This window comes from Burkholderia sp. AW49-1, from assembly GCF_053427845.1.
Genome location: NZ_JBSAXF010000001.1, coordinates 567734 through 592529, shown reverse-complemented (window position 1 = coordinate 592529; position 24796 = coordinate 567734). Strand labels below are relative to the sequence as shown.

General features: G+C 69.2%; 23 protein-coding genes. 13 read left to right on the top strand and 10 right to left on the bottom strand.

Annotated elements, in window-relative coordinates; translation table 11 throughout:
* Positions 1 to 6: 6 nt before the first annotated feature.
* The 8 genes from ACV22W_RS02485 to ACV22W_RS02450 are packed head-to-tail and all read left to right on the top strand — an operon-like array spanning position 7 to position 7284.
* Positions 7 to 390 (top strand): CpaD family pilus assembly lipoprotein, encoded by a 384-nt coding sequence (locus ACV22W_RS02485; protein ID WP_448017583.1) that lies wholly within the window; start codon positions 7 to 9, stop codon positions 388 to 390.
* 22 nt (positions 391 to 412) lie between these two features.
* On the top strand, positions 413 to 1636 hold the full coding sequence (locus tag ACV22W_RS02480; protein WP_448017582.1) for an AAA family ATPase: 1224 nt from the start codon (positions 413 to 415) through the stop codon (positions 1634 to 1636).
* On the top strand, positions 1618 to 3057 hold the full coding sequence (locus ACV22W_RS02475) for a CpaF family protein (protein ID WP_448017581.1): 1440 nt from the start codon (positions 1618 to 1620) through the stop codon (positions 3055 to 3057). Before ACV22W_RS02480 ends, ACV22W_RS02475 begins: the two co-directional genes overlap by 19 nt.
* On the top strand, positions 3054 to 4031 hold the full coding sequence (locus tag ACV22W_RS02470; protein ID WP_448017580.1) for a type II secretion system F family protein: 978 nt from the start codon (positions 3054 to 3056) through the stop codon (positions 4029 to 4031). The genes ACV22W_RS02475 and ACV22W_RS02470 overlap by 4 nt, the downstream gene beginning before the upstream one ends.
* Positions 4028 to 4972, top strand: coding sequence for a type II secretion system F family protein (locus ACV22W_RS02465; RefSeq protein ID WP_448017579.1), 945 nt, complete (start codon positions 4028 to 4030; stop codon positions 4970 to 4972). The genes ACV22W_RS02470 and ACV22W_RS02465 overlap by 4 nt, the downstream gene beginning before the upstream one ends.
* Positions 4969 to 5826: a tetratricopeptide repeat protein gene (locus ACV22W_RS02460; RefSeq protein ID WP_448017578.1), complete on the top strand. Its 858-nt coding sequence runs from the start codon at positions 4969 to 4971 to the stop codon at positions 5824 to 5826. The genes ACV22W_RS02465 and ACV22W_RS02460 overlap by 4 nt, the downstream gene beginning before the upstream one ends.
* Positions 5823 to 6251, top strand: a complete 429-nt coding sequence (locus ACV22W_RS02455; protein WP_448017577.1) for a TadE/TadG family type IV pilus assembly protein — start codon at positions 5823 to 5825, stop codon at positions 6249 to 6251. The genes ACV22W_RS02460 and ACV22W_RS02455 overlap by 4 nt, the downstream gene beginning before the upstream one ends.
* Complete coding sequence (locus tag ACV22W_RS02450) at positions 6244 to 7284, top strand: TadG family pilus assembly protein (RefSeq protein WP_448017576.1); 1041 nt, start codon at positions 6244 to 6246, stop codon at positions 7282 to 7284. Before ACV22W_RS02455 ends, ACV22W_RS02450 begins: the two co-directional genes overlap by 8 nt.
* Here the strand turns inward: ACV22W_RS02450 and ACV22W_RS02445 are convergent.
* Both ACV22W_RS02445 and ACV22W_RS02440 read right to left on the bottom strand, forming a co-directional pair.
* Positions 7248 to 8510 carry a glycosyltransferase family 87 protein gene (locus ACV22W_RS02445; protein ID WP_448017575.1) on the bottom strand — a complete coding sequence of 421 codons (1263 nt, stop codon included), beginning with the start codon at positions 8508 to 8510 and terminating at the stop codon, positions 7248 to 7250. The two genes, ACV22W_RS02450 and ACV22W_RS02445, sit on opposite strands and share 37 nt — an antisense overlap.
* Positions 8511 to 8526: 16 nt before the next feature.
* Positions 8527 to 9603 carry a glycosyltransferase family 2 protein gene (locus ACV22W_RS02440; protein ID WP_448017574.1) on the bottom strand — a complete coding sequence of 359 codons (1077 nt, stop codon included), beginning with the start codon at positions 9601 to 9603 and terminating at the stop codon, positions 8527 to 8529.
* Positions 9604 to 9891: 288 nt separating this feature from the next.
* On the opposite strand from ACV22W_RS02440, the gene ACV22W_RS02435 reads away from it, so the two are divergent.
* Positions 9892 to 10266: a phage protein NinX family protein gene (locus ACV22W_RS02435; RefSeq protein ID WP_448018108.1), complete on the top strand. Its 375-nt coding sequence runs from the start codon at positions 9892 to 9894 to the stop codon at positions 10264 to 10266.
* A gap of 16 nt (positions 10267 to 10282) precedes the next feature.
* On the opposite strand, the gene ACV22W_RS02430 is transcribed toward ACV22W_RS02435, so the two are convergent.
* Together ACV22W_RS02430 and ACV22W_RS02425 are read right to left on the bottom strand one after the other, a co-directional pair.
* Complete coding sequence (locus ACV22W_RS02430) at positions 10283 to 11272, bottom strand: ABC transporter substrate-binding protein (protein WP_448017573.1); 990 nt, start codon at positions 11270 to 11272, stop codon at positions 10283 to 10285.
* Positions 11273 to 11479: 207 nt separating this feature from the next.
* Positions 11480 to 12358 (bottom strand): LysR family transcriptional regulator, encoded by an 879-nt coding sequence (locus ACV22W_RS02425; protein WP_448017572.1) that lies wholly within the window; start codon positions 12356 to 12358, stop codon positions 11480 to 11482.
* A gap of 101 nt (positions 12359 to 12459) precedes the next feature.
* Between ACV22W_RS02425 and ACV22W_RS02420 the strand changes: the two genes are divergently transcribed.
* Positions 12460 to 14028, top strand: coding sequence for an MFS transporter (locus ACV22W_RS02420; RefSeq protein ID WP_448017571.1), 1569 nt, complete (start codon positions 12460 to 12462; stop codon positions 14026 to 14028).
* 66 nt (positions 14029 to 14094) lie between these two features.
* On the opposite strand, the gene ACV22W_RS02415 is transcribed toward ACV22W_RS02420, so the two are convergent.
* From ACV22W_RS02415 to ACV22W_RS02405, 3 genes are read right to left on the bottom strand one after another with little or no spacing between them, the layout of a single operon-like run.
* Positions 14095 to 15267: a LysR family transcriptional regulator gene (locus tag ACV22W_RS02415; RefSeq protein WP_448017570.1), complete on the bottom strand. Its 1173-nt coding sequence runs from the start codon at positions 15265 to 15267 to the stop codon at positions 14095 to 14097.
* Between the two features lie 24 nt (positions 15268 to 15291).
* On the bottom strand, positions 15292 to 16020 hold the full coding sequence (locus tag ACV22W_RS02410) for an aspartate/glutamate racemase family protein (protein ID WP_059524874.1): 729 nt from the start codon (positions 16018 to 16020) through the stop codon (positions 15292 to 15294).
* A gap of 22 nt (positions 16021 to 16042) precedes the next feature.
* Entirely contained in the window at positions 16043 to 17575 is a 1533-nt protein-coding gene (locus tag ACV22W_RS02405; protein ID WP_448017569.1) for an NCS1 family nucleobase:cation symporter-1, read from the bottom strand.
* 99 nt (positions 17576 to 17674) lie between these two features.
* On the opposite strand from ACV22W_RS02405, the gene ACV22W_RS02400 reads away from it, so the two are divergent.
* Positions 17675 to 18064, top strand: coding sequence for a hypothetical protein (locus tag ACV22W_RS02400; RefSeq protein WP_448017568.1), 390 nt, complete (start codon positions 17675 to 17677; stop codon positions 18062 to 18064).
* Between the two features lie 195 nt (positions 18065 to 18259).
* The gene (locus tag ACV22W_RS02395) at positions 18260 to 18808 is read left to right on the top strand and encodes a DUF3005 domain-containing protein (RefSeq protein WP_448017567.1); all 549 of its coding nucleotides are present in this window, start codon (positions 18260 to 18262) and stop codon (positions 18806 to 18808) included.
* A 51-nt stretch (positions 18809 to 18859) separates the two neighbouring features.
* Here ACV22W_RS02395 and ACV22W_RS02390 read toward each other — a convergent pair whose 3' ends face one another.
* On the bottom strand, positions 18860 to 19624 hold the full coding sequence (locus ACV22W_RS02390) for a DUF4397 domain-containing protein (RefSeq protein WP_448017566.1): 765 nt from the start codon (positions 19622 to 19624) through the stop codon (positions 18860 to 18862).
* A 428-nt stretch (positions 19625 to 20052) separates the two neighbouring features.
* Complete coding sequence (locus ACV22W_RS02385) at positions 20053 to 21360, bottom strand: MFS transporter (protein WP_448017565.1); 1308 nt, start codon at positions 21358 to 21360, stop codon at positions 20053 to 20055.
* A gap of 536 nt (positions 21361 to 21896) precedes the next feature.
* On the opposite strand from ACV22W_RS02385, the gene ACV22W_RS02380 reads away from it, so the two are divergent.
* The gene (locus ACV22W_RS02380; RefSeq protein ID WP_059598821.1) at positions 21897 to 22343 is read left to right on the top strand and encodes a MarR family winged helix-turn-helix transcriptional regulator; all 447 of its coding nucleotides are present in this window, start codon (positions 21897 to 21899) and stop codon (positions 22341 to 22343) included.
* A 36-nt stretch (positions 22344 to 22379) separates the two neighbouring features.
* On the opposite strand, the gene ACV22W_RS02375 is transcribed toward ACV22W_RS02380, so the two are convergent.
* Positions 22380 to 24659, bottom strand: a complete 2280-nt coding sequence (locus ACV22W_RS02375) for a molybdopterin cofactor-binding domain-containing protein (protein ID WP_448017564.1) — start codon at positions 24657 to 24659, stop codon at positions 22380 to 22382.
* Positions 24660 to 24796 lie beyond the last annotated feature (137 nt).

The window sequence follows — 24796 nt, the reverse complement described above, 5'->3', positions numbered from 1 at the left end:
GCGCGCATGCGAATTCGAACCATCGTCTCCGTCCTGTTGCCGCCGGTGCTGGCGGGCTGCCTGTCGGCGCCGCCGCCGATCAACCTGCCCGATGCGCGCGCGATCGGCTTCGACGGCGTGCACGCGGTGCCGCCCGACTGCGCGAAGCTGATGCAGCCGTCGCATCTCGTCGATGCGGGGTTCGGGCGGCCCGGCGTGCCGTTCGGCTGCGCGACCTACACGAATCTCGCGACGATGCTCGCGCGCCCGGAGGATCTCGTCGCGCCCGTGCCGTACGGCGGCGCGGACGCGCAAGTCGCGGCCGACGCCGTGCGCCGCTACGTCGAGGATCGCGTGAAGCAGCCCGCACCCGGCAAGACGTTGACGACGACCGGCTCGCCCGGCCATTGACCCACTCCCGATGCGAAGCGCGATGCCGCCCATGAACGTCCTCGACCGCCAGAACGCCAAACGCGCCGCCTCAGCCGGAGCGGCGGACCTCGTCGCGGTCGTGTCCGATGCCGGCAGCGAGGACGTGATCCGGCGCGTCGCGCAGGATCTGTCGATCACGCGCGCCCATGTGCAGCCGGGAAACTGCGACGACGCGATCCGGCTGTTGCAGCAGCACGAGCGCTCGCCGCGCCAGCTGATCGTCGACGTGTCGGATTCGGTGCTGCCGGTATCGGATCTGATGCGGCTCGCCGACGTGTGCGATCCGTCGGTGAGGGTCATCGCGATCGGCACGCAGAACGACGTCGGGCTGTTCCGCAACCTGCTCGGCATCGGCGTGCAGGACTACATCGTGAAGCCGCTGACCGTCGAGTTGATGCGGCGCGCGCTGACCGCGACGGAATCGGTCGTGCAGGCGCGCACCGGCAAGATCGTCGCGTTCGTCGGCGCGCGCGGCGGTGTCGGCACGACCACGATCGCAGTGAGTCTCGCGCGCTGTCTGGCGGGCGAGAAGCGCCGCCGCGTCGCGTACGTCGACCTGAACCTGCATGGCGGCGGCGCGAACTCGATGCTCGGGCTGTCGAGCAACAACGGACTGATCGAATTGCTGAACATGGAGCAGCGCCCCGACGACGCGTTGTTCGACCGCATGTTCGTCACGAAGGGCGACCGCCTGCACGTGCTGTCGGCCGAACTGGCGTACGGCGAGGACGCGCCGCTGCGCGACGATGCGGTCGCGCTGCTCGTCGACATGCTGAAAGACCGCTTTCACTACGTGCTGTTCGATGTGGGCACTCGCGTCGGCAAGCTGTTCGAGGACGCGTTGGCGGTGTCCGATCTCGTCTATATCGTCGCGGACCGCTCGGTGCACGCCGCGTACGAAGCTGCGCGGCTTGCGCGCTTCGTGAAGGAGCTACCCGGCGAGCGGCTGCTGTCGATGACGCTGAACAACCCGCTCGAACCGGTCAAGGGGCGTGTCGCGCAGACCGACTTCGAGGACGCATTCGGCGGCGTGAGGCTGCGCGAGCTGCCGCATGAGCCGCAGCCGCTCGCGGTCGCCGAGAACCTCGGCGAACCGATCGAGCGCGCGAAACGTCATGGGTTCCTGGACGAGATCCGGCTGCTCGCGAACGGCATCACCGGCGAATCGATGGCCGTCGCCGAGCCGTGGTACGCGCGCTTCGTCAAATGGAGGAAGGGATCGTGACGTTCGGCACCCGCAAGCAGTCGACGCCGGACCCGGCGCCGGCAGGGGCGCCCGCCGCGCCGCCCGACGGCGCGCCCGGGCCGGGCCCAGGCGCGGGTCCGGCCGCGAGCCCGGCGCCCGCGTCCGCGCGCGCGCTGGCGTCGGCCGATACCCAGGAGGCGCTCATTCGCTCCGGCAAGTTCGATGCGATTCGCACCGCGGTGTTTTCGTCGATGAACATGTCGGCGGCGCTGATGAAGACGCGCGACGAAGTGCGTGCGGGCATCGAACAGGTGGCCGCGCATACCGTCGAGCGCGAACGACTGAAGATCACGACGGGCGAGCAGGTGCTGATCGTCGATGCGATCCTGAACGACATGTTCGGCGTCGGGCCGATCGAGCCGCTGCTCGCCGACGACACCGTCTCCGACATTCTCGTGAATGGCCCCGATCAGGTGTACGTCGAGCGCGCGGGCCGGCTTGAACTTACGCCGCTGAAGTTTCGCGACAACGCACACGTGACGAGCGTCGCGCAGCGGATCGCGGCGGCGGTCGGGCGTCGCGTCGACGAAAGCAGCCCGATGGTCGACGCACGTCTCGCCGACGGCAGCCGCGTGAACGTGGTCCTGCCGCCGATCGCGATGCGCGGCGCGTCGATCTCCATCCGCAAGTTCGCGAAGCGCGACATCACGCTCGCGCGCATGGCGCACCAGGGCAATATCTCGCACGGGATGCTTCAGGTGTTGAAGATCGCGTGCGCATGCCGGCTGAACATCGTGATCTCGGGCGGTACCGGTTCGGGCAAGACGACGCTGCTCAACGCGATGTCGCAACATATCGAGGAGCACGAACGGATCGTGACGATCGAGGACGCCGCCGAGCTGCAACTGCTGCAGCCGCACGTCGTCAGTCTCGAGACGCGCCCGGAGAATACGGAGGGCCTCGGCGGGATTTCGCAGCGCGACCTCGTGCGCAACGCGCTGCGGATGCGGCCCGACCGCATCATCCTCGGCGAAATCCGTGGCGCGGAGGCGTTCGACGTGCTGCAGGCGATGAACACGGGGCACGACGGCTCGATGACGACGATCCACGCGAACTCGCCGCGCGATGCGATCAGCCGGCTCGAAAGCATGGTCATGATGGCGAACGCGAACCTGCAGCTGCTGTCGATCCGGCGCCAGATCGCGAGTGCCGTGCACCTGTTCGTGCAGGTCGAGCGGATGCGTGACGGCGTGCGCCGCGTGACCCGCATCACCGAGATCGTCGGGATGGAGGGCGAGGTGGTGATCACGCAGGATCTCTTCGCGTTCCGCCAGGAAGGTGACACGACGCGGGACGTGGTGAAGGGCGTGTTCGAGGCGTCGTCGCTGCGGCCGGCGTTCGCACCGCGCGCCGCGTATTACGGTGTCGAGGACGCGCTTTCCGAGGTATTCCGGCAATGAGGCCCGCGGACCTGTTCGCGTTCGGCGCATTCGTCGTGATCCTCGCGGCGGGCCTTGCGCTGTCCGCGCTGCTCGATCGTGCGCGCCACACGCCGGAGCAGCGCATTCGCGCGCGGATGCGGCACCTTGCGCCGTCGCTGGCGGGCCGGGAGGCCGGTGCGGCCGCGGCGCCCGGCGTCGCGCTGTTCAACCTCCCTCGCCGGCAAAGCCGCGCGCGCGCGTGGCTGCAGCGTTACGTGACGCGCGTGCGAGCGGTCGGCGGCGAACGTGGGATGCGGATCGTCGTCGCCGGCACGATCGCCGGAGCGATCTCCGCGATCGCCGTGGTGGAGCTCGTCGCGCTGCCGAGCGTACTTCATCCGCTGATCTACGTCGGGCTGCCGCTGGTGGCGATGCGCGCCAGCTACCGGGCGCTGGTCGAGCGGTTCCGGCTGCGCTTTCTCGAAGCGTTCCCGGACGCGATCGACCTGATCGTGCGGGCGGTGCGCGCGGGCATTCCGGTCACGCAGGCGATCAGCACGGTGGGCGACAGCGCGGCGGAGCCGGTGCGCTCCACCTTTCGCACGATGGGCGACAGCCTGCGCGTCGGCGCGGATCTGAAGGACGTGCTGACGCTCGCGGCGGACCGGCTGATGATCGCGGACTTCTCGTTCTTCACTGTCTACCTGCTGCTGCAGCGCGAGACGGGCGGCAGCCTCGGCGAGACGCTCGACGAGTTGTCGAGCATCATCCGCACGCGCCGCGACATCCGCCTGAAGACGCGCGCGTTGACCGCCGAGGGGCGGATCACGACGAAGATCATTTCGGCGGTGCCGTTCGTGATGATCGGTGCGCTGTTCCTCGTGAACCGCGCGTATGTGATGCTGCTGTTCGATACGCATGCCGGACGTGTGATGCTGACGATCGCCGCGGTGCTGCTGACGATCGGACTGCTGACGATTCGCAAGATCTCGAAACTGGATACCGCGCGATGACGATGTCGATGCTGGCCGCCCGCGGCCTCGAACTGTTGTTGTTGCTCGCGTGCGTCGCGGTGGCGCTTGCGCCGCCCGGCGGCGGCACGCGCCGGCGGATCGCGGAGCGTGTGCAGCAGGCGGCCGGGCAACGTCCGCCGTCGCTGGCGTCGGGGCGGCTGCAGCCGGGCGAGGTGCGTCAGGACCTGACGCGGCGGCTCGCGCAGCTCGGCGAGCGGCTGCCCGTGCTCGACCCGATGCAGCGCGCGAAGCTCGGGCTGCAGCTCACGCGCGCGGGTTTTCGCGAGCGGCGTGCGGTGTCGTCGATGATCGGCATCAAGCTGAGTTGCGGCGTGCTGTTCGCGGGCGTCGCGATCGTGTTCAGCCCGTACATTCCGCGCTTCGGCGAATACTTCGTGATCCGGGCGCTGGCGATGGTCGCCGCGTTCGTGATCGGCGTGATCGTTCCCGAATACGTGCTCGGCGCGATGATCCGGCGGCGCCGGCGCATCATCTCCGCGTGCTTTCCGGATGCGCTCGACCTGCTCGTGATCTGCACGATGGCCGGCAACAGCCTCGTATCGGGCGTGCGGCGTGTCGCGCGCGAACTCGAGCGCATTTGCCCGCCGCTCGCCGACGAGCTGAAGGTGTGCGCGGACGAGCTGACGCTGAGCGGCAACGTGGCCGAAGCGCTCGCGCACTTTTCGATACGCGTCGACTTCGCGTCGGCGCGCTCGCTTGCCACGACGCTCACGCAGTCGCAGCGATTCGGCACGCCGATCACGCAGGCGCTGCGGACGCTGTCGCGCAGCGAGCGGACCGAGCAGATCGTCGCGCTCGAGGAACAGGCCGCGAAGCTCGCGCCGAAGATCACGCTGCCGATGATGCTGTTCATCCTGCCGACGGTCGGCCTGATCGCGGCGGGCCCGGCGGCGATCCGCCTGCTCGAGGTATTCAAATGACACGATCCGTCCTCCGTGCGCTCGCGTTCGCGGCCGTGTTGCCGGTGCTGGCCGGCGGCTGCGCGCCGGGCATCCAGACGCGGCCGGCGTTGTCGCACAAGAGCGACGACCCGCAGGCCGAATTGCGCATTGCCGACAGCGCGCTTGCAGGCGGCAACGTCGATCTCGCATCGACGCTGTACGAGAAGGTGCTTGCCCGGCATCCCGATTCGCTCCCGGCGCGTCTGGGGCTCGGCGACGTCAACTACCGCGCGGGCGATCTGGAGCGCGCGCGAATTCTCTACGAGCAGGCACGGCAGCAGGCGCCCGCCGAACTCGGGCCGCAGATCGGGCTTGCGCGGGTCGCGTTGCGGCAGCGTCGGCTCGACGAGGCCGCACGGCGCTACCGCGACCTGCTGGCCGCGCAGCCGAATCTTCCGCTCGCGGCCGAAGGGCTCGGCACGGTGCTCGATCTGCAGGGCCGCCACGAGGACGCGCAGGCCGTATACCGGGATGCGCTGCGCGCGCATCCGGATGCGCAGGGGCTGCGTGTCGACCTCGGGCTGTCGCTCGTGCTGGCCAACCGGCCACGCGAGGGCGTGAACGTATTGCTCGACGTGGCCGGGCTCCCCGATGCGCCGTGGCAGGCACGCCAGAATCTCGCGTTCGCGTATGGCGTGCTCGGCAACACCGATTCGGCGAAGAAGCTGCTGTCCGCGGATCTGCCCGCGTCGGCGGTGGCTGACAATCTGCGCGTCTACCAGGCGGTGCGCGCGCAGCTCGCATCGCGCCCGGCCTCCGCCGCGGCACGGCCGTCGACGGGCGCCGCGCTCGAGCCGCGCGCCGTGCCGCCCGCCGCGGAGGCCGAAAAATGACACGTGGGGCGATGGGCGCGCGCCGCGCGCGCGGCGTCGTATCGCTCGAATTCGTGCTGATGCTGCCGTTCCTGTTGATGGTGCTGATCGGCATCATCGACACCAGCCTGTTGCTGTGCGACAAGGCCGTCATCACGAACGCGAGCCGCGAGGCCGCGCGCGCCGGCGTCGTGTTGCGAGTGCCGATGCTGACCACGACGCAGATCGCCAGCGTCGCATCGAGCTACACGCAGAACAGCCTGATCACCGGCGGCACAGCGACGACGCCGACCGTGACCGTGACGCAGGCGAACGGCACGACGTCGGGCACCGCGCTGACGGTCACGGTGACCTACACGTATTCGGGGCTGGTGCTGGGTTCGGCATTCAGCGCGCTGACCGGCCCGGTGACGATCTCGGCCAGTTCGGTGATGCTCTATGAATGACGCCGCCGACGCGCCAGGGGTCGGCGCCGCGCGCGAGCGTGGTTCCGTCGCGCTGTTCTTCCTGATGTTCCTGATTCCGCTGCTGTCGTTCGGCGCGCTGGCGATCGACATCGCGTGGGTGGCCACGGTGCGCAACCAGCTGCAGAACGCCGCCGACGCGGCTGCGCTCGCGGGGGCCGACGCGATGATGTCGCCGACCGGCGGCGCGCTGAACTGGTCGCAGGCCGCGCCCGCGGCGAACGGCGTGATCGCGCAGAACGCGGCGGCAGGCGCACCGCTGGCGACCGGCACGGTGACCACCGGCTACTGGAACGTGACGCGCAGCCCCGCGTCGATGCAGCCGACCACCATCACGCCCGGCTCGTACGATGTGCCTGCGGTGCAGGTGACCGTGTCGCGTGCGCCGGGCGTGAACGGCGGGTCGATTCCGCTGCTGCTCGGCGGGCTGCTCGGCATCGCCGGCGCGTCCGGCAGTGCGACCGCGATCGCGGTGCTCGCGGCGCCCGGCGGGGTCGCGGCGGGCGGGCTCTTTCCGATCGCGATCGACCAGTGCGTGTACAACCAGTACTGGAACGCGGCGACCAACCAGCCGCTGATCGATCCGTTGACCGGCCTGCCGTACGAATTCTCGATCACGAACGGCCAGACCTACGGCGCGCTGTGCATGGGCGGCCAGTGGACGTCGTTCCAGTCGACCGCGACCGATACGACGACGATGGGCGGCCTGATGGTGACCGGCAACCCGACGACGCTCAACATCGGCGACAGCATCTATCTCGCGACCGGCGTGAAGGCCACGCTCTACACGTCGGTGCCGGTCGGCACGACGGTCGTGCTGCCGGTCGTCACGCAGACGGCGAGCAGCACCTACGTGCCGATCGTCGCGTTCGCGGCGTTTCATATCGACGTGTCGCTCGGCGGCACGTACAAGTACATCCAGGGGCACTTCGTCGCCGGCGTGAAGATGACCGGCGTCGCGACGGGCGTCGGGCCGTACTACGGCGTATACGTGCCGCCGCGGCTCGCGTTGTGAGCGTCGTGGCGCGCGCGGCGCAGCAGCACGAGCAGCGCGAAGAGCGTCACGGCCGGGCCGATCTGCGGTAACTGGAACCACGGGTTCAGGTATTCGACGATCGGCAGTGCCCACATCAGCGCGATCGCGGTCTGTTCGCCGCGCAGCCACCCGTCGCGCCAGCCGATCGACAGCATGCAGGCGATCGCGATGGCGAGCCATGAGAGTTCGTAGTGCCACAGGTACGGGGTGGCCACGAGCGTCGCGACCGTCAGCACGGCGGCGCGCACGCGGGTATCGCGCGACTGCGTCCAGGCGATGCAGGCGGCCGCGATCGCGATCGCGGCAATACCCGCATGTGCCGCATACGCGGCGCCGAGCGGCACGCCCGAGAGGCGGAACGCCGCGAACGGCGTCGGCGACGCGAGCCAGAACACGACGCCGTGTTCGAGGACGATCGAGCGTACGAGGTCCGTGCCGGCGGCGAACAGGCGCAACGACTCGATGCCGCAGACCAGGACGCTCAGCGCGACGAACGTGCCGGTGGCGAGGGCAGCCCACGCGATCGCGCGCCATGCGCGTGTCGCCACCAGCACGAACGGGAACAGCAGCGCCATCTGCGGCTTGACGGACAGCAGTCCGATGCAAAGGCCCGCCCACATCGGCCGTCGCTCGGCCCAGTGGACGGCCAGCGCCGCGCACGATGCGGTCAGGAACGCGTTTTGCCCGAGTGCCCCGGTGACGAACACGCACGGCGCGACGGGCAGCGCAACGATGCCGGCGCGCCATGCGCCGGGAATCACGCCGAGACGCGCCACGCGCCACGCGGCGAGGCCGAGCACGGCGACGCCGAACGCGACGAACAGCGGATAACCAAGCGCGAAGGGGAGCAGCGCCAGCGGCGTTACGAGCAGCAGATACGTGGGCGGGTACAGCCACGGGGCGAAGGCGTCGCGACGAAGATTCGGGAACAGTTCGGCCGTCAGCCGCGAGAATACCGAGAAATCGTATGCCTGCGAGGGCGAGCCGTGCAGCATGACGTACGATGCGGACCAGAACACCGAGAAGTCGGCGCCGGCGCGTGACGGGACGCTGCCGTGCGCATGACGCACGACGGATATCCAGATCGCGACGAACAGCGCGGACAACGCCAGGATCAGCATGCTGTACAGGATGACGCGTCGCGGTGTGAGCCACGCGACGACCGGGCGCTCCGCCGTGTGCAGCGATTGCCGGGGAATGTCCAATTGCGGCCGCCCGGTTCTACTTGAACGACGCCTTGCGAGCAGCGACGCCGGTTGCCGCCGGCAGCGCCGTCCGGCGGCGCGCGGCGTTCGCGCGCTTCAGCGGGAACTGCAGCAGCTTCGATGCCGGCTGCCCGGCGGCATCGCGCTCGGCACGATAGCGTCGCCTCACGAGATAGACGGGGCGCTGCTTGGACTCGTGATAGATCCGGCCGAGGTATTCGCCGATCACGCCGATGCCGATCAACTGGATGCCGCCGACGAACAGCACGACGGAAATCAGCGACGGGTAGCCATGCACCGGATTGCCGAACAGCAGCGTTCGCACCACGATGAACGCGCCGTACACGAGCGACAGCATCGCGAACGTGAGGCCGACGTAGGTCCACACGCGCAGCGGCACGGTGCTGAAGCTCGTGATGCCCTCGAGCGCGAAGTTCCAGCGGCGCCATCCGGAGAACTTCGAGCGGCCGCCGCTGCGCGGCGCGCGCGTGTATTCGACGATCGCGGTGCGAAAGCCGACCCACGCGAACAGCCCCTTCATGAACCGCCGCCGCTCCGGCAGCGCGCGCAGCGCATCGACGACCTCACGATCCATCAGGCGGAAATCGCCGACGTTTTCCGGCATTTCGACTTCGGACAGCGCATTGTGCACGCGATAGTAGAGTGCCGCCGCCGCGCGTTGCAGGTACGGATCGCACATCCGGTCGGTGCGTTTCGCGGCGACGACTTCGGCGCCGCCGCGCCAGTGTTCGATCATCGCGGGAATCAGCGCGGGCGGGTCCTGCAGATCGGCGTCGATCAGGATCACCGCGGCGCCGGCGGCCTCGTCGAGGCCCGCGGTGAGCGCCGCTTCCTTGCCGAAGCGGCGCGTGAGATCCACGACGTGCACGCGCGGGTCGCGGGCGGCGACCGCGACCAGCCGGTCGAGCGTGCGATCGCGGCTGCCGTCATTGATGCAGACGATCTCGAAGCGCACCCCGGCGACCGACTCGAGAATGGGCAGCGTTTCTGCAAAGAATGCGTCGATCGTTTCCTCTTCGTCGTGAAACGGCACGACGAGCGATATCAGCGGCTTCCTGGCGTGCGTGGACATCCTGCGGTCCCCCGAGAGATCCGGTCTGCACTGCACCGTATGGTTCCGGTTGTCGTTCACCGAGCGGGCCCGGCCCGGTTCGGCGTGAAGTCGGTTCCGGCCTGCTCGTCCACCGTGGCCGGACGACAGGCATTGCGTTCATTGTAGGCAGGAATCGCCGATTCGTAACACGTATCGGTGGACTTGCACGCCGGACCGGCTTGTCCGGGAAAACATCGGACGGCGGCGCGTCGGCGAACCACGCGCGGTGGCGCTAGGATGACGTTTTCAAGACCGCTGGAGGGCGCGATGCAGGTTCAGGAGCTGACCGGTGCACCGCTCGATTTCTGGGTGGCGATGGTGGAAGACCTCGGCGTGCCGCGCGTCGACGTCGCGGGGTGCACGGTCATTCGCGAACCGGGCGGCACGCCGGTGCCGTACGCGCCGTCGTCGTCGTGGGCGGACGGCGGCCCGCTGGTCGAGCGCTTGCCGTTCGGTGCGTTCGAGCGCGACGGCGGGCGCGGCGCGTGGCGCGCGGTCCTGCATCGGGCCGTGCCGGCGGCGGGCGAGCGCTGTACGTTCAACCAGTCGGGGCCGACGTTGTTGGTCGCCGCGATGCGCACGCTGGTCGCGTCGACGTTCGGCGACGACGTGCCGGATCTCGACATGTCGAAGCCGCGTTGAGCGCGCGCAAGGCCGGTCATGCGGCCGACAGGTTGCGTATCGCGATCGACGCGACGTCGACGCGCTTCGGCAGGATCGCGTCCGCGGCGGCACGGTCGGCGACACGCTGCAGCACGTCGATGTCCGCGCCGGTGACACCGCGCTGCGCGAGCGCCGCCCGATGGACGATGTCCGCGGCCGCATCGCGCGGCAGACGCGTGAGCGACGCATAGACGGCCGCGTAATCGACAGGGTGCGACAACGCCCACTGGCCGGCGCGGGTCAGCCGCGCGAGCACGTCCGACAGCGCCGCGCGCTTCGAGCGATCGTCGAGCGTGTCGACCGGCGACGTGAGGAACGCGAGGCCCGAATTGATCCCGCTGCCGTCGCGCACGACGCGTGCACCGCGCCGTACCACGTGCCCGTAATACGGATCGAAGGTTGCCCAGATGCCGATCTGCTTTGCCTCGAACGCGGCGAACGCATCGACCGGCAGCACGAAGCGCACCTCGACGTCGCCCGGTGCGAGGCCGTGTTCGCGCAGCGCACCGTACAGCTGGTATTGCGAGATGCTGCCGCGCGCCGACGACACGACGACGGTGCGCCCCTTCAGGTCGGCGACGGTGCGCACCGGCGAATCGGGCTGCACGACGATGCCGAGCGACGCGGGCGAGCCGACGCGCGTCGCGACGATCCGCAATGCCGGATCGCCGAGCGCGGCCGTCAACACCGGCAGGTCGCCGGCCGGCGCGAGATCGATCGCGCCCGCGCGCTGCGCTTCGAACAACGGTGCCGCGCCCTGGAAATTCGCCCATCGAAACCGGTACGGCACGCCGTCGAACACGCGCGCCGCTTCGGCCAGCGCGCGCAGGCCGCCGGCCTGGTCGCCGAGCACCAGCGTGACGTTCGACGGGTCGGGGCCGGCCGCGCGCACGGGCAATACGGCGTTGCCGGCCAGCGGTGCGGCGGCCAGGGCGGCCACGCGCAGCAGGGCGCGGCGGCGGGCCGGGGCGGGGGGAGAAGTCATCGGCGGCGGGTCCTCGGTGATCCGCGCAGGCCGCGCGGCTGCCGGGCAGATTACGGAATCGCCTTCGCGCGGGCAAACATCGAATCGCGAAATGCTTATTCACGCGAGGATGGTGCGTGACGGGGTGGAGAAGCCAAGGCTGCGGCCGCCCTCGAGGCATGCTCGACGGCGGCGGGGCGGCGCCAGTCCGTTTTGCGCGAACAGTCCCTAGCCAGCGGCCGGAACGGTGCGCAGGAAAGCGCGCACCGCGGGCGCCTTTTCGAAGCGTCGATGCGCGAGCGCGAGTTCGGACATGATCGGCCTGCCGGCGATCGGCCGGTATACGACGCCCGGCAACGACACGCAGCCGGCGAGCGCGTCCGGGATCACGGCGACCCAGCCGTTCACCGACACGCACGCGAGCACCGCGAGCAACCCGCCCGGCCGCGCGGCGATCACCGGCGCGAAGCGGCCGCGGCGTGCGACTTCGAGCGTGCCGCGTTCCTGTTCGGGCACCGCGAAGCGTGCGTCGGCGAGATCGGCGGCTCGCACGGCGGTCATCGCCGCGTAACGCGAATCGGCCGGCACCGCCGCGACGAACACGTCGCGCTGCAGTGTGACGATCCGCAGGCCGCCCGGCAGCGGCAATGGCGGGCGCACGTATGCGAGGTCGAGCCGGCCCGTGTCGAGCTGCTTCGCGACGTCGTCCATCGGCACTTCGCGCAGGTTCAGCTCGATGCGCGGATGCGCGGCGCGGAACGCGCCGACCGTGCGCTGCAGCGTGCCCGAATAGACGGCCGACGACACATAGCCGATCTCGAGGCGGCCGAGCTCGCCGCGCTCGGCGAGCGTCGCGAGTTCGCGCCCGCGCTGCAGATGCTCGAACGCGGCGCTTGCCTCGGCGAGAAACGCTTCGCCGGCCGCCGTCAGCGTGACCGCGCGGCGCGAGCGCTGGAACAGCCGCACGCCGAGCACCCGCTCGGCTTCCTGGATCTGCCGCGTGAGCGCGGGCGGCGCCATGTCGAGCGCGTCGGCCGCGCGGGCGAAATGCAGGTGCTGCGCGACGGCCAGGAACGCGCGCACGTGACGGAATTCGAGCGGATTCATGATTGCGATTTTCGTCAATGAAACTGCATGGGTATGTCAATGACAGGCAATACGGGGCCAGCCTAGCATACGGCTCGTCCCTCTTGCTTCGGAGCCCGTCGATGCCCCAGTTTTCTCCCGCCCCGCGCTCGGGCGCGCACGCCGCCGCGCATGCGCGTGCCCGCCTGCCGGCCGCCGCGACGCTCGCGGTCGCCTCCGCGACGTGCTCGCTGATCGTGCTCGACACGAACGTCGTCGCCGTGTCGCTGCCGAGTGTCGCGCGCAGCTTCCATGCGAGTTTCGCCGACATCGAGTGGGTCGTGAGCGCCTACATGACCGCGTTCGCCGCATGCCTGCTGCCGGCCGGCGGGCTCGCGGATCGCTTCGGGCGCAAACGCATGCTCGGCGCGGGGCTCGCGCTCTTTGCGCTCGCGTCGCTCGGATGCGGGATCGCGCCGTCGGCAGCCTGGCTGATCGCCGCGCGCGCGGTGAAGGGCGGCGGGGCCGCGCTATTGCTGACGGCCGCGCTCGCGGTGATCGCGAACCGCTTTCCGGACGGGCGCGAACGCGCCCGCGCGTGGGCGATCTGGGGGATGTGCATGGGGATCGCGACGGCCGTCGCGCCGCTGGTCGGCGGCGCGATCACGCAGTGGATCGGCTGGCGCTGGGTGTTCCTGCTGAACCTGCCGGTGTGCGCGCTGCTCGCGGTCGGCGCGCGCGTCGCGATCGACGAGTCGCGCGACCCGCATGCGAAACGGGTCGACGCCGCGGGCAGCCTGCTGTTCGGCACGGCGCTCGCGTGCGCGATTGCGGCGCTGATCGGCGCGCCGTCGCACGGCTGGCTGTCGGCCGCGACGCTCGGCCGGCTCGCGCTCGCCGGCGCGCTGCTGGCCGCGTTCATCGGCGCGGAGCGCTGGCAGGCACGGCCGATGATCGATCTCGCGCTGTTTCGCCAGCCGCGCTTCGTCGGCGCCGTGCTCTCGATGTTCGGCTACGCGGCGTGCGCGCAGGTGATGATGACGTTCCTGCCGCTGTACCTGCAGAACGCGTTCGGGATGTCGGCGATCGACGCGGGGCTCGGGATGTTGCCGTTCGCGTTCGCGATGATCGCGGGACCGTCGCTCGGCGGCATGCTCGCGTCGCGCGTGTCGTCCGGCGGCGTGCTGGCGGGCGGGCTCGCACTGATCGGCGCGGGCAATCTCGCGACCGCGGCGCTGACGGCCTGCGGCGACTACCGGCTCGTCGCGCTCGGAATGTTCGTGACGGGCTGCGGTGCCGGCATCATGAACGGCGACACGCAGAAGGCCATCATGGCGTGCGTGCCGCCGAACCGGACCGGAATGGCGTCGGGCATCAGCACGACCACACGCTTCTCGGCGATCGTGACGGCGGTCGGCGTGCTCGGCGCGGTGCTGGCCGCCAGCACGCACGCGCGACTCGACCGGATGTTGTCCGCCGTGGCGGACGTGCGCGCGTTCGTCGATGCGCCGTTCATGTCGAGCCTGCTGGCCGGCGATCTCGGGCAGGCGCTGGCGCACGTGCCGCCGTCGGCCGCGCGCATGCTCGCCGACGCGGCGCCCGCGGCCTTCGCGAGCGGATTCGCCGCCGCGCTGACGGTGAGCGGCGCGCTCGCGCTCGCTGTCGCCGCCATTGCATACAAGTTGCTTGCGCAACCAATGCGCGATGCGTGACGCATGCTGCGCCGCGTGGACCGCCGCCCGTTGCATACGACGACGCGGAGCCGTCGGGCTTGCGATTCAGCGCGGCTTCGTCGCGATGCGATGGATGCGCGCTGCGCGCGCGACGTGCGGTCGCCGCGAGACACCGCAATGCGTCGCCTGCCGGCGGCGTGTGCGCCGCAATGGTTCGGGTGGGGCATCGGCGATCGGCGCGTTCGTTCGCGCGTGCGCATCCGCGTTCGCGGCGACCGCCGCAACGGCCGGCTGTGCGGCTTCCGCATCGAGCCAGCTGCGCGTCGCTTCGACGATCAGTGCGCGCAGCCAGCGCACACCGTCGACGCACGATCCCGATTCGTTCCACGTCATCCGGTACACGATCTCGGGCGGCTCGGCCGGCAGCGCGACCGCGCCGAGCGGCAGCAGTTTCGCGTAGTGGCGCGCGAGCCGGTACGTGGTGGTCAGGACCAGATCGGAGCGCACCAGCGCATGCGCGGCGAGTTCGAAGTGCGGCAGCGTGACGACGATCCGCCGCTGCAGGCCGACGCGTTCGAGCTGCCGGTCGATCGCGCCGGATGCTTCGAGCCACGACGGCGTCGGGCACAGTTGCGGCGCCTGCGCGAATTCGGCGGCCGTCATCGCGCCGCGCCGCGCGAGCGGATGCGTCGCGCGCATCAGGCACACGACGCGATCGTTGAACAGGTCGTCCTGCCGGAACTGCGACGAGCGGGCAGGGCGGTTGTCGATCACGACGTCGAGCTCGCCGTCGGCGAGTGCACGTTCGTCGTCGAAGCCGTCGCCGAGCGGATGGAAGACGAGCTGCGCGTTCGGTGCGCGTTCGCGGAACAGCGCGACGAGCTTCGGCACGAACAACACGTTCAGGTAGTCGGGGCAGCCGATCCGGTAAGTGCGCACCGACGTGCGCGCATCGAAGGTCGGCTGCTGGATGCGGATGAAGTCGATCACGCGCAGCGCGTTGAGCAGCGGCTCGATCAGCCGCGCGCCGAACTCGGTCGGCACCATCCCGTAGCGGCTGCGCACCAGCAGCGGATCGCCGAGCAGCGTGCGCAGGCGCTTGAGCGCGGCGCTCGTCGCCGGCTGCGACATGTTCAGCCGCACGGCCGCGCGCGACACGGTGCGCTCGGTGAGCAGCACGAGCAGGATGCGCATCAGCCGCGCGTCCAGCACGTCGAGCGCGCCCGTTGCGTCGGACACGTCGAGGGCAAGGCCGTTCGGCTCCGGTGCGTCCCGCATGGCGCTACGCGTTCGCGCGGTCCGTCATTTGGCGAAGGTGCCCGGCCAGCCGACGATCCGCTTCGGACGCGGCGGCGCATACGTGCGGACCTTCGACGTCTTCAGCTTCAGGCGCACCAGCGACTCGGCGAGGGCGACCGCGGCCGACACGCCGTCGACGACCGGCACGCCCGTGCATTCCTCGATCTGCCGGTCGAGGCCGGCCATCCCGCCGCAGCCGAGGCAGATCACTTCCGCGTGATCGTCCTTCACCGCGCGCGCGGCCTGATCGACGATCGACTCGATCGCGCGGGCCGGGTTCTCCTCGAGTTCGAGCACCGCGAGGCCGCTCGCGCGCACCGATGCGCAGCGCGCATCGAGTCCGGCGAGCTTCAGGCGATCCTCGATCAGCGGCACCGTGCGGTCGAGCGTCGTGACGACCGAATAGCGGTGGCCGAGCAGCATCGCGACGCTCGCGGCTGCTTCGGTGATGTCGACGACGGGCACCGTCAGCAGTTCCTGCAGTCCTTCGCGGCCGTGTTCGCCGTAGCCGGCCTGGATCACCGCGTCGTACGGCTCGTCGTAGCTCAACACGCGGTCCATCACGGCGATCGCCGCGAGATAGCTCTCGAAGTTGCCCTCGACCGACTCCGCGCCGAAGCGCGGCGTCAGCCCGACGATCTCCGTGCCGGGCGACGCGGCGGCGCGCGCCTGCGCGGCGATGGCGTCGGTGATCGATTCGGTCGTGTTGACGTTGACTACCAGGATTCTCATCGGTGCACTCCGTATGCTGCGTTCAGTGTCGGGCGCAGGCGACCGCGATGTGTTCGCCCGAGCGCTCCTCGTATTGCCGTTTTCGATCGGCCGTCAGCCAGTACACGCTGCCCGCGACGGCCGCGCCGAGCAGCCAGGAGAACGGCGTCATCGCGCTGAAGGCCGGCACGACGGCGAGCGCGATCGAGATCAGCGCGGACGGCACCAGGGCCGCGAGCGCCTTGCGGTTCACGCCGCGCGTATGGAAATAGGCGCCGGTCGGCGCTTCGGTATAGAGATCCGGCACGTTCACGCGTTGCTTGCGCACGAGCCAGTAGTCGACCGTGATGATCCCGTACAGCGGGCCGAGCAGCGCGCCGAGGCCGGACAGGAAGTAGACGATCACGATCGGGCTGTTGTACAGGTTCCACGGCAGGATCAGCACTGCGGCCGTCGCGCTGATCAGGCCCGCGCGGCGGAACGTCAGCCGGTGCGGCGCAAGGCTCGTCAGCACGAAGGCCGGCGCGACGAAGTTCGCCATGATGTTTACCGCGACCGTCACGATCAGGAACGCGAGGCAGCCGAGCACGAGGAACAGCTTGTTCGGCACCGTCGCGATGATTTCCGTCGGGCTGTGAATGATCTGACCGTTCAACTTGAACTGCGCGCCCGCGAGCACGAAGCTGATCGCCGCGAACACCAGGATGTTCACCGGCAGGCCCCAGAAGTTGCCGACCCGCACCGTCTTCGCACTCGGCGACGAGCGCGAGAAATCGCAGAAATTGAGCACCAGCGTGCCGTAGATCGCGAGCCACAGCGAGCCGCCCGCGAACACCTCGATCCACATCTTCAGGCCGGTCAACGGCTTGCCGATCGACATCGCGAGATGGCCGCCGGTGCGGCTGAACATCCACGCGGCGAGCGACAGCGTCGTGACGAGAATGACCGGGCCGGCGAGCCCTTCGTACTTGCGGACCATCTCCATCCCGTAAGTCAGGATGCCGATCTGAACCAGCCAGATCGCGACGAACGTGATCCAGCCGAGTGTCGACAGCCCGAGGATCGCATCGTGGTCGAACGCGGCCAGGACCGGCCAGATCGCGGTGAGCAGCACGCGCAGCACGACCGATGCGAGATAGGTCTGGATTCCGAACCATGCGATCGCGATCACCGCGCGGATCATCGCGGGCAAGAGCGCGCCGTAGATGCCGAAGCTCATCCGGCTGATCACCGGGAACGGCACGCCGGTCTTCTGGCCCATGTAGCCGGTGAGGTTCATGAAGCAATACACGAGCACGGCGCCGATCGCGAGCGACGCGAGCATCTGCCAGCCCGACAGGCCGAGCGCGAACAGGCCGATCGCGAACGAGTAGTTCGCGATGTTGTGCACGTCGTTGGTCCACAGCGCAAAGATGCTGTAGCGGCCCCAGGTGCGGCCCTCGGCCTTGGTCGGCGCGAGGTCGGCGTTGTGCAGCCGCGGGCTCAACGCGGGATCGCGCGCGGCCGTGTCGGTTCGATGCAGTGCGTCGTGCGCGCCGAGCACGATGCCCGCGCGGTGGGTGGCTTCCAGTTGCACGCCTTGTCTCCTTCCATGTGCGGGGCGCGAACCGGCTGCGTGTGCACGCAGCGCGGGCCCGGCCGCCGTGGACGTTATGTCTCGGATTTGTTCGCGAGTATGGGTGGCGGGCGCGGCGATGGGAAATTAAATATTCGGCTGGCCGTCATTCGAAAAATGAATGGGGCTGGATCGACGACGAGGCACGCGAATTGCGTATTGAAGGGCTCCATCCACATCGACATCAGCGGAGGTGTCATGCAGCGATATTCCATTCGTCACGTATCGCGGGCCGTCTTCGCCGGCATCCTGATCGCCGGTCTGGCGGCGGGTGCGGGTTGTCAGAAAAAGAGCGACACCGGCACCGGCGCGAGTTCGGACACGAGCGCCACCGGCGGCATGGCGCCGGCGCCGTCCACCGCGCCGTCGGGGATGCCGGGCAGCGACGCGGCCGGCGCGGCGAGCATGCCGGGCGCGGCATCCGCGCCAACGGGCGCAAGCGGCGGCTGACCGACGGGAGCGGGCGGGGTGCACGGGCGGGCTGCCCGTGTGCCGCCGTGACGGCCTGCCCGCCCGATGCGTGCGTCTCGGGACGCGCGCGGGCAGCGCGCTGCGCGTGAAAGATTTGCAAGGACTGTTGTAGCGATTCCCGGAGCGGCACCGGCCGCATCATGCTGGCGCCCGTCGTCGGGAACAGGAGGTGCGATGCAGAACGCGGAATCGAATCCAACTCCGGAACAGCAGCGGGAACAGATCGAGAAGAGCCCGGTGAAGACGCCGGCGGCCGGCGACATGCCGGATGCGGCGACCCAGGCAGCCGAAGTCGCGAAGCATCCGCTGACACCGGAGGCGGTCGCGGCGAAAACGCCGACCGGCCTGCCGCCGATCGACGTCGACGCGCATGCGGTCGACAGCGGCGACCCCGTGCGTCGCGCGGCCGGGCGGATCGTCACGCTCGACAACGCCAACATGGCGATGACGGACAACACGGTCGACGTCGACGGCAAGGGCCTGGAGGCCCGCGCAGGCGCGACCGAATGGCACGACAACGTGATCTATTCGAACGCGTCGCTCGACGACGCGGTCGACACGCCCGACGAAGGGCTCGGCGGGATCGAGAGCCGGCCGGGCGGCAACATGCCGCAAATCGCGACGCGGCCGGGCTGGCGCGTCCGGTATGTCGGCGACGTCGATGTCGAGCACGGCGACGGCACGCGGGCCGAGCACGTGATACGCCTCGAGCGAACCGACTGACGTATCGGTGGGTGCCGGGCGGACCGCCGGCCGGCGGTCCGCCGATGGCCGTTACTGCGGGCCGAGTTCCTGCGCGGATGTGTCCGCATCGTTGCCTTGCGCAACGAGCACGTGGACGTCGTTCGGTGTCACGTCGCCGATGCCGCCCGACGGAATCGTCACCAGCAGCCAGTCGGCGTTGTTGTTGAGGCTCACGGGTGCGGTCTTGAGGATCGGCGACTTGCTGCCGGCCGTCGTGACGATCACCTGGTAGCTGCCACCGTTGAGGTACACGGAATCCTGCCCGGATGCCGGCACGGCGTTCTGATACGCGGCGCCGGCCAGCGTCGGACTTTGCGCGTTGATGTCGGTACCGGGAGGCACGACGTACACGTCGACATTCTGCGCGTTCGGCGACGCGTTGAAGCTGCGCACGCGCGCCTTGTCGGACAGCAGCTTCTTGTCGAACGGGTCGTCGATCACCGAAATCGCCGACGACGTGCTCGGCAACGCGACCGTGGTGTAGTGATGGCCATTCGCCGCGCCGAACGATTGCGACGCGACGGTCGTGGTCGTTCCCGATACGTCGTAGCTCGCGGTCTGCGTGCCCGAGTCGATGTCGTGATAGCGAGTCACGCCCTTGTACGCGACACCCGACGCATCGACCTTCGCATTCAGGTAGTAATCGAGATTCGGGCCGGCCGGCACCGCGTTGATGAAGCGAGCCTGAGGTTTCGAGATGCCGAGTTCGGTGCCGACGTCGTTGCCGTCTCCGCCGCATGCCGCGAGCACGGAAATGACCGAGCACAGGGCCGCTATCGTTCGAATGGATTTCATTGTCGTCCTCTCATTCAGGGAACCTGATTGCGATGCAATGTCGCCGCGCGAGCGATCGCGCAGTACGCAGTGCCGGATTGAAGGAAGGAATTGCCGTCCGCCGGGGCGGCGGGCGCATGGATGTCGCAAGCGACGTGCCCACGCGGCGGAATCGGCGCGGACGCCCGTGTGGCCGAGATGTGGCACGCAGGGTCGTGGCGTGCCGTGGCGGATCCTGCGAGTCGTGGTTGCATGCTTGTAAAAAGGCGATGCAACCAGGGAGCGCGCGACGTGTGCCGAAAAGGCGTTTCAAACGCCGAGCATTGTACGGTGCGGCCGAAGCGGGATGGCGGGGTGACGATTTTCGCGTACATCGTTGCGCGCGCATCGATATGAAGAAAATCGCGCGGGCGCGCGGCGATCTGGCGGCGCCGCGCGCGTGATGTGCATCAGCGATTCACGAGCTTCGCCGGATACGCGAGCGCGAGTGCGCAACCGACCAGCATGCATGCGGCGAAGCCGTACAGCCCCGCGCTTTGCGAATGGAACGTGTCACGCAGCCAGCCGATGAAGTAAGTGCTACCGAAGCCGCCGAGGTTTGCGATCGAGCATGCGAACGCGATCCCGCCGGCCGCCGCCGAGCCCTTCAGGAACGTGGACGGTAACGCCCAGACGACCGGCATCGCGGCGGCCGCACCTGCGTTGATCAGCGAGAACAGCAGCACGGTCGCGAGCGTGCCGTGCGACGACGCGGCGGCAAATGCGAGCGCGACGGCCGACACCAGGAACGGGACGACGATATGCCAGCGACGCTCGCGCGCGCGGTCGGAACTCGCGCCGCAATACAGCGTCGCGAGCACGGCCGCGGCATTGGGGATCACCATCAGCCAGCCGATGTGATACGCGTCCTTCACGCCGGTATCGCGCAGGATCGTCGGCAGCCAGAAGCTCACCGCGTACAGCCCGAGCAGCACGCACAGATCGATGAGCCCGAGCGCCCATACCTTCGGATCGGTGAACGCGCGGCCGAGCGCATGACTCTTGTTGCCGGACGGGTCGGCGTCGAGGTTGGCTCGCAGCGCGCGCTTCTCATCGGCGTTCAGCCAGCGCGCGGTTTCGATGCCGTTGGGCAGCCAGCGCAGCACCGCGAAGCCGAGCAGCACCGACGGCAATGCCTCGAGCAGGAACAGCCACTGCCAGCCGCCGAGCCCGTGCGCGCCGTCGAACGCGCGCATGATCCAGCCGGAGATCGGGCTTCCGATCATGCTCGACAGCGGCAGGCCGACCATGAACAGCGCGACGATCCGCGCGCGGCGCGCATCGGGATACCACTGCGTCAGGTACAACAGCACGCCGGGCAGGAAGCCGGCTTCGGCGGCACCGAGCAGAAAGCGCACGATGTAGAACTGCATCGGCGTCTGCACGAACATCGTCGCGCCTGACAGCAGACCCCACGTGATCATGATTCGCGCGATCCACAGCTTTGCGCCGACGCGCTGCAGGACCAGGTTGCTCGGGACTTCGAACAGGATGTAGCCGCCGAAGAACAGGCCGGCGCCGAGCCCGTACACGGTATCGCTGAACTTCAGCGCGTCGAGCATCTGCAGCTTCGCGAGCCCGATGTTGATGCGGTCGAGATAGGCCGCGAAATAGCACAGGCAGAACAGCGTGATCAGGCGCAGCGTGACCTTGCGGTAGAGCGCGCCGTGCAGCGTGTCGTCGGCGGAGACGGCGGCGCTCGGGTGTGCGGTAGACATGGGATTGCCCCTGTTCGAATGTGACGGATGAAGTGGGTGGCCGTTCGACGCGAGCGAAGATTCGCCGCGCGCTGGAGTCTGTATAGCACGCCAATTACATAGCGTACACACTAGAAAATACGGAATCACACAGGCATGGAAACGGCCGGATGAGGATCGACCGATGTGCCGGATAAGCCTCATGTTTTTTGAGGAATTATTCGGAAAAATGCACATATGTGAGCGAGCGTCGCGAGCGGATCGGAATGCACGAAATTCGTGCGTATGCGCTCAAAAGTGGAGTGTGTGCATGCAAGTGCTTCGGTAGTGCGATGGCGTGCGTTCGGCAGCCCGCAGACGGACGCGAACGGCGCCCTCGAGGCGCGATGTCGCGAGAGCGGGCCCTGCTCCGTCGGATAATCGTCAGGTGAAAGCCGGAAAGGGCGCGATGAACCCTGACGTACCGCAATGAAGCGGCCGCCGCGCGAACGATCGTGCCGATTCGAGGGTGTACACTGCTTGCCTTTCTCATTCATGCCGCGCGGGCTCTCATCTTCATGGCGTCTTCCAAGGATTCCTACGACTTTCATGACCAGGTCGGGCACCTGCTGCGCCGCGCCTATCAGCGGCACGTCGCGATCTTCCAGGAAGCGATCCCCGATTCGGACCTGACGGCCGCGCAGTTCGTCGCGCTGTGCGCGGTCAAGGAAAAGCAGGCGTGTTCGCTGAACGACATCGTCAAGGCCACCGCGATCGACCAGGCGACGATTCGCGGCGTCGTCGATCGGTTGAAGACGCGCGCGCTGATCGAGGTGCTGCCCGACCCGAACGACGGTCGCAAGCTGATCGTGCGCGCGACCGCGGCGGGCCTCGCGCTGATCGACCGCACGGTGCCGTTCGCGCGGCAGGTGACCGAGCGCACGTACGGACCGCTCAATCCGGGCGAGCGTGTCGCATTGCAGTACCTGCTGCGCAAGATGATGGAGGCCGACGGCGACGCGTGACGCGCGGCGCGGTCCGGCCCTCGGCGCAAACCACCGTTACACGGCGCGTGTCGCGACAGGCGCTTCCGCACCAGGAAGCCGGCCGGCCTCGCGCAGCGCGGCACGCACCGTCTCGGGCGTGAACGGCGGCGCGTAGAAGCGCACGCCAGTCGCGTCGAACAGCGCATTCGCGACGGCGGCGGGCCCGGGCACCGACGCCGATTCGCCAGCGCCGAGCGGCGGCTCGCCTTGCCGCGGCATCAGCACCGCGTCGACGTCCGGCACTTCGTCGAACGTCAGGATCGGATAGCTTGCCCATTCCCGCGACGCGACCTTGCCTTCGGCAAACCGCACACGCTCCTTCAGCGTGCGGCTCAATACCTGGATCACGTTCCCGTGGATCTGGTGGCGCACGCCGTCCGGGTTGATCATCGTGCCGGTGTCCTGGCCGACCGTCACGCGCTCGATGCGGATTTCGCCGGACACGCGATCGACGCTCAGATCGACGATCCATGCGGACCATGCCGCGCCGAAACCGGGGAAGCGACTGTGCACGTAGCGCGCATACGCGACGCCGCGTCCGCGCACGACGCGAGATGCTTCGTGTCCGCGATTGCGGTTCGCGCGCGGCGTCCAGCCCGCGCGATCGGCCACAGCCTGCAGCAGCTCGCGCGCGCGCGTGTCCGCGAGATGCCGAAGCCGGAACGCGAGCGGGTCGATGCCGGTCAGCGTCGCGCATTCGTCGACGAACGCGTCGTGCGCGAACGAGTTCGGCAATGCCGATACGCCACGCAACCACGATGCGCGCACGAGTGGCGCGAGATCCTCGCACACGAAACGGCGGTTCGGGCTTTCGTACGGCGACACGGCCGTGCGGTCACCCATCTCGAACACGCGCGGCTCGGGCGCGATCGCGCCGGTCAGGAGCATCGCGAGCAGCGGCGCGTCGTTCGACGGATAGCGTGTCGTGAAGTCGTAGCCGAGCAGGCGGCCGTCGCGCGTCACGGTGCCCGTCACCTGCATCAGTTGCCCGGCGCCCTTCGGTTCCCACAGATGTTCGTCCGCGCGTGACAGTTGCACGCGCACCGGGCGGCCGACCGCGCGCGACAGCAGCAGCGCGTCGCCGCATACGTCGTCCGCGCCGTTGCGGCCGTAGCAGCCGGCTGCGTCCATTCGCACGATGTCGAAATCGGCTTCGTTGCGCGCCACGAGCGTCGCGAGGTCGTAGCGCAGCGATACGGGGTTCTGCGTGCCGGACCATACGGTGATCCGGCCGTCGCCGGGCGCGCGATAGTCGGCGAGCGCGCACGACGGGCCGATCGAGCCGTGCATCTGGAACGGCCATGTGTAGGTGCGCGACAGCGTGATCGTGTCGGGTTGCGTGCGTGCCGCGTCGACGTCACCTTCGTCAAGCAGCACGCGGCGTTGCGCGCGCGCGGCGGCGATCGCAGCCGCGGGCGCATCGAGCGGCGGCAGCGCGGGATGCGGCCGCCACGTGACGCGCAACTGGCGCGCCGCGCGGATCGCGTGTTCCTCGCGCTCGGCGACGACGCCGACGAAATCGCCGATCGCGATGACCGCCACGAGCCCCGGCACGTCGGCGACCGACGCGCGATCGACGTCGACCAGCGACGCGCCGACGAACGTGCCGCTGTCGTGGCCCGCATACGGCGGCCGTACGACGCGGCCGTGCAGCATGCCCGGCAAGCGCATGTCGTGCACGAACGTGAGCTGGCCGGTTGCTTTCGCGGGCAGGTCGACGCGCGGCGACGATCGGCCGACGATCCGGTAGTCGGCGGGATCCTTCGTCCGGACATTCAGGTCGAGTGTCAGTGCGATGCGGCGCGTCGCGACGAGCGCGGCGAACGTCGCGACGTGCCCATGTGCCGGAGCGGAAATCGTTCCGTCGTCGATGCTCAGCTGCGCGAGGTCGACTCCGAAGCACTCGGCGGCCAGCGTCAGCAACGCGTGGCGTGCCTGGGCGGCCGCGCAACGCAGCGGCGTCGCAGAAATCTGGATCGTCGCGCTCGCGATGGTCGGGCCCTGGTTCGGTGTCGCGGCGGTATCGCCGAGCACCATCGTCACGCGCGCGGGCGGCACGTCGAGCTCCTCGGCCACGATCTGCGCGAGCGACGTGCGAATGCCGGTGCCGAGGTCGACGTGCCCGTTGAATGCGAGGATGCGTCCGTCGTCGAGAATCGCGACGAACACCTCGGGCTGCGCCGGCACATACGACGACTGGCTGCCCGGCTGACCGGGCGCCGGCTTGAGCGGAGGCACGGGCGGCCGGATCACGGTCAGGCAGCCGTCGCGCGCAAGCAGTTCGGAGCGGTTCACGATCGAGGTGTCCTGTCGGGGAGGGCGCGCCCGGCGGCCGGGCGCGCTTCGGCGCGGACGCGGCGTGTCGCGCACGGGGTGACGGCCCGGACTTTCGCGACGGCGCACGCGGTCAATCTAGGTCGCCAAAACCGCGG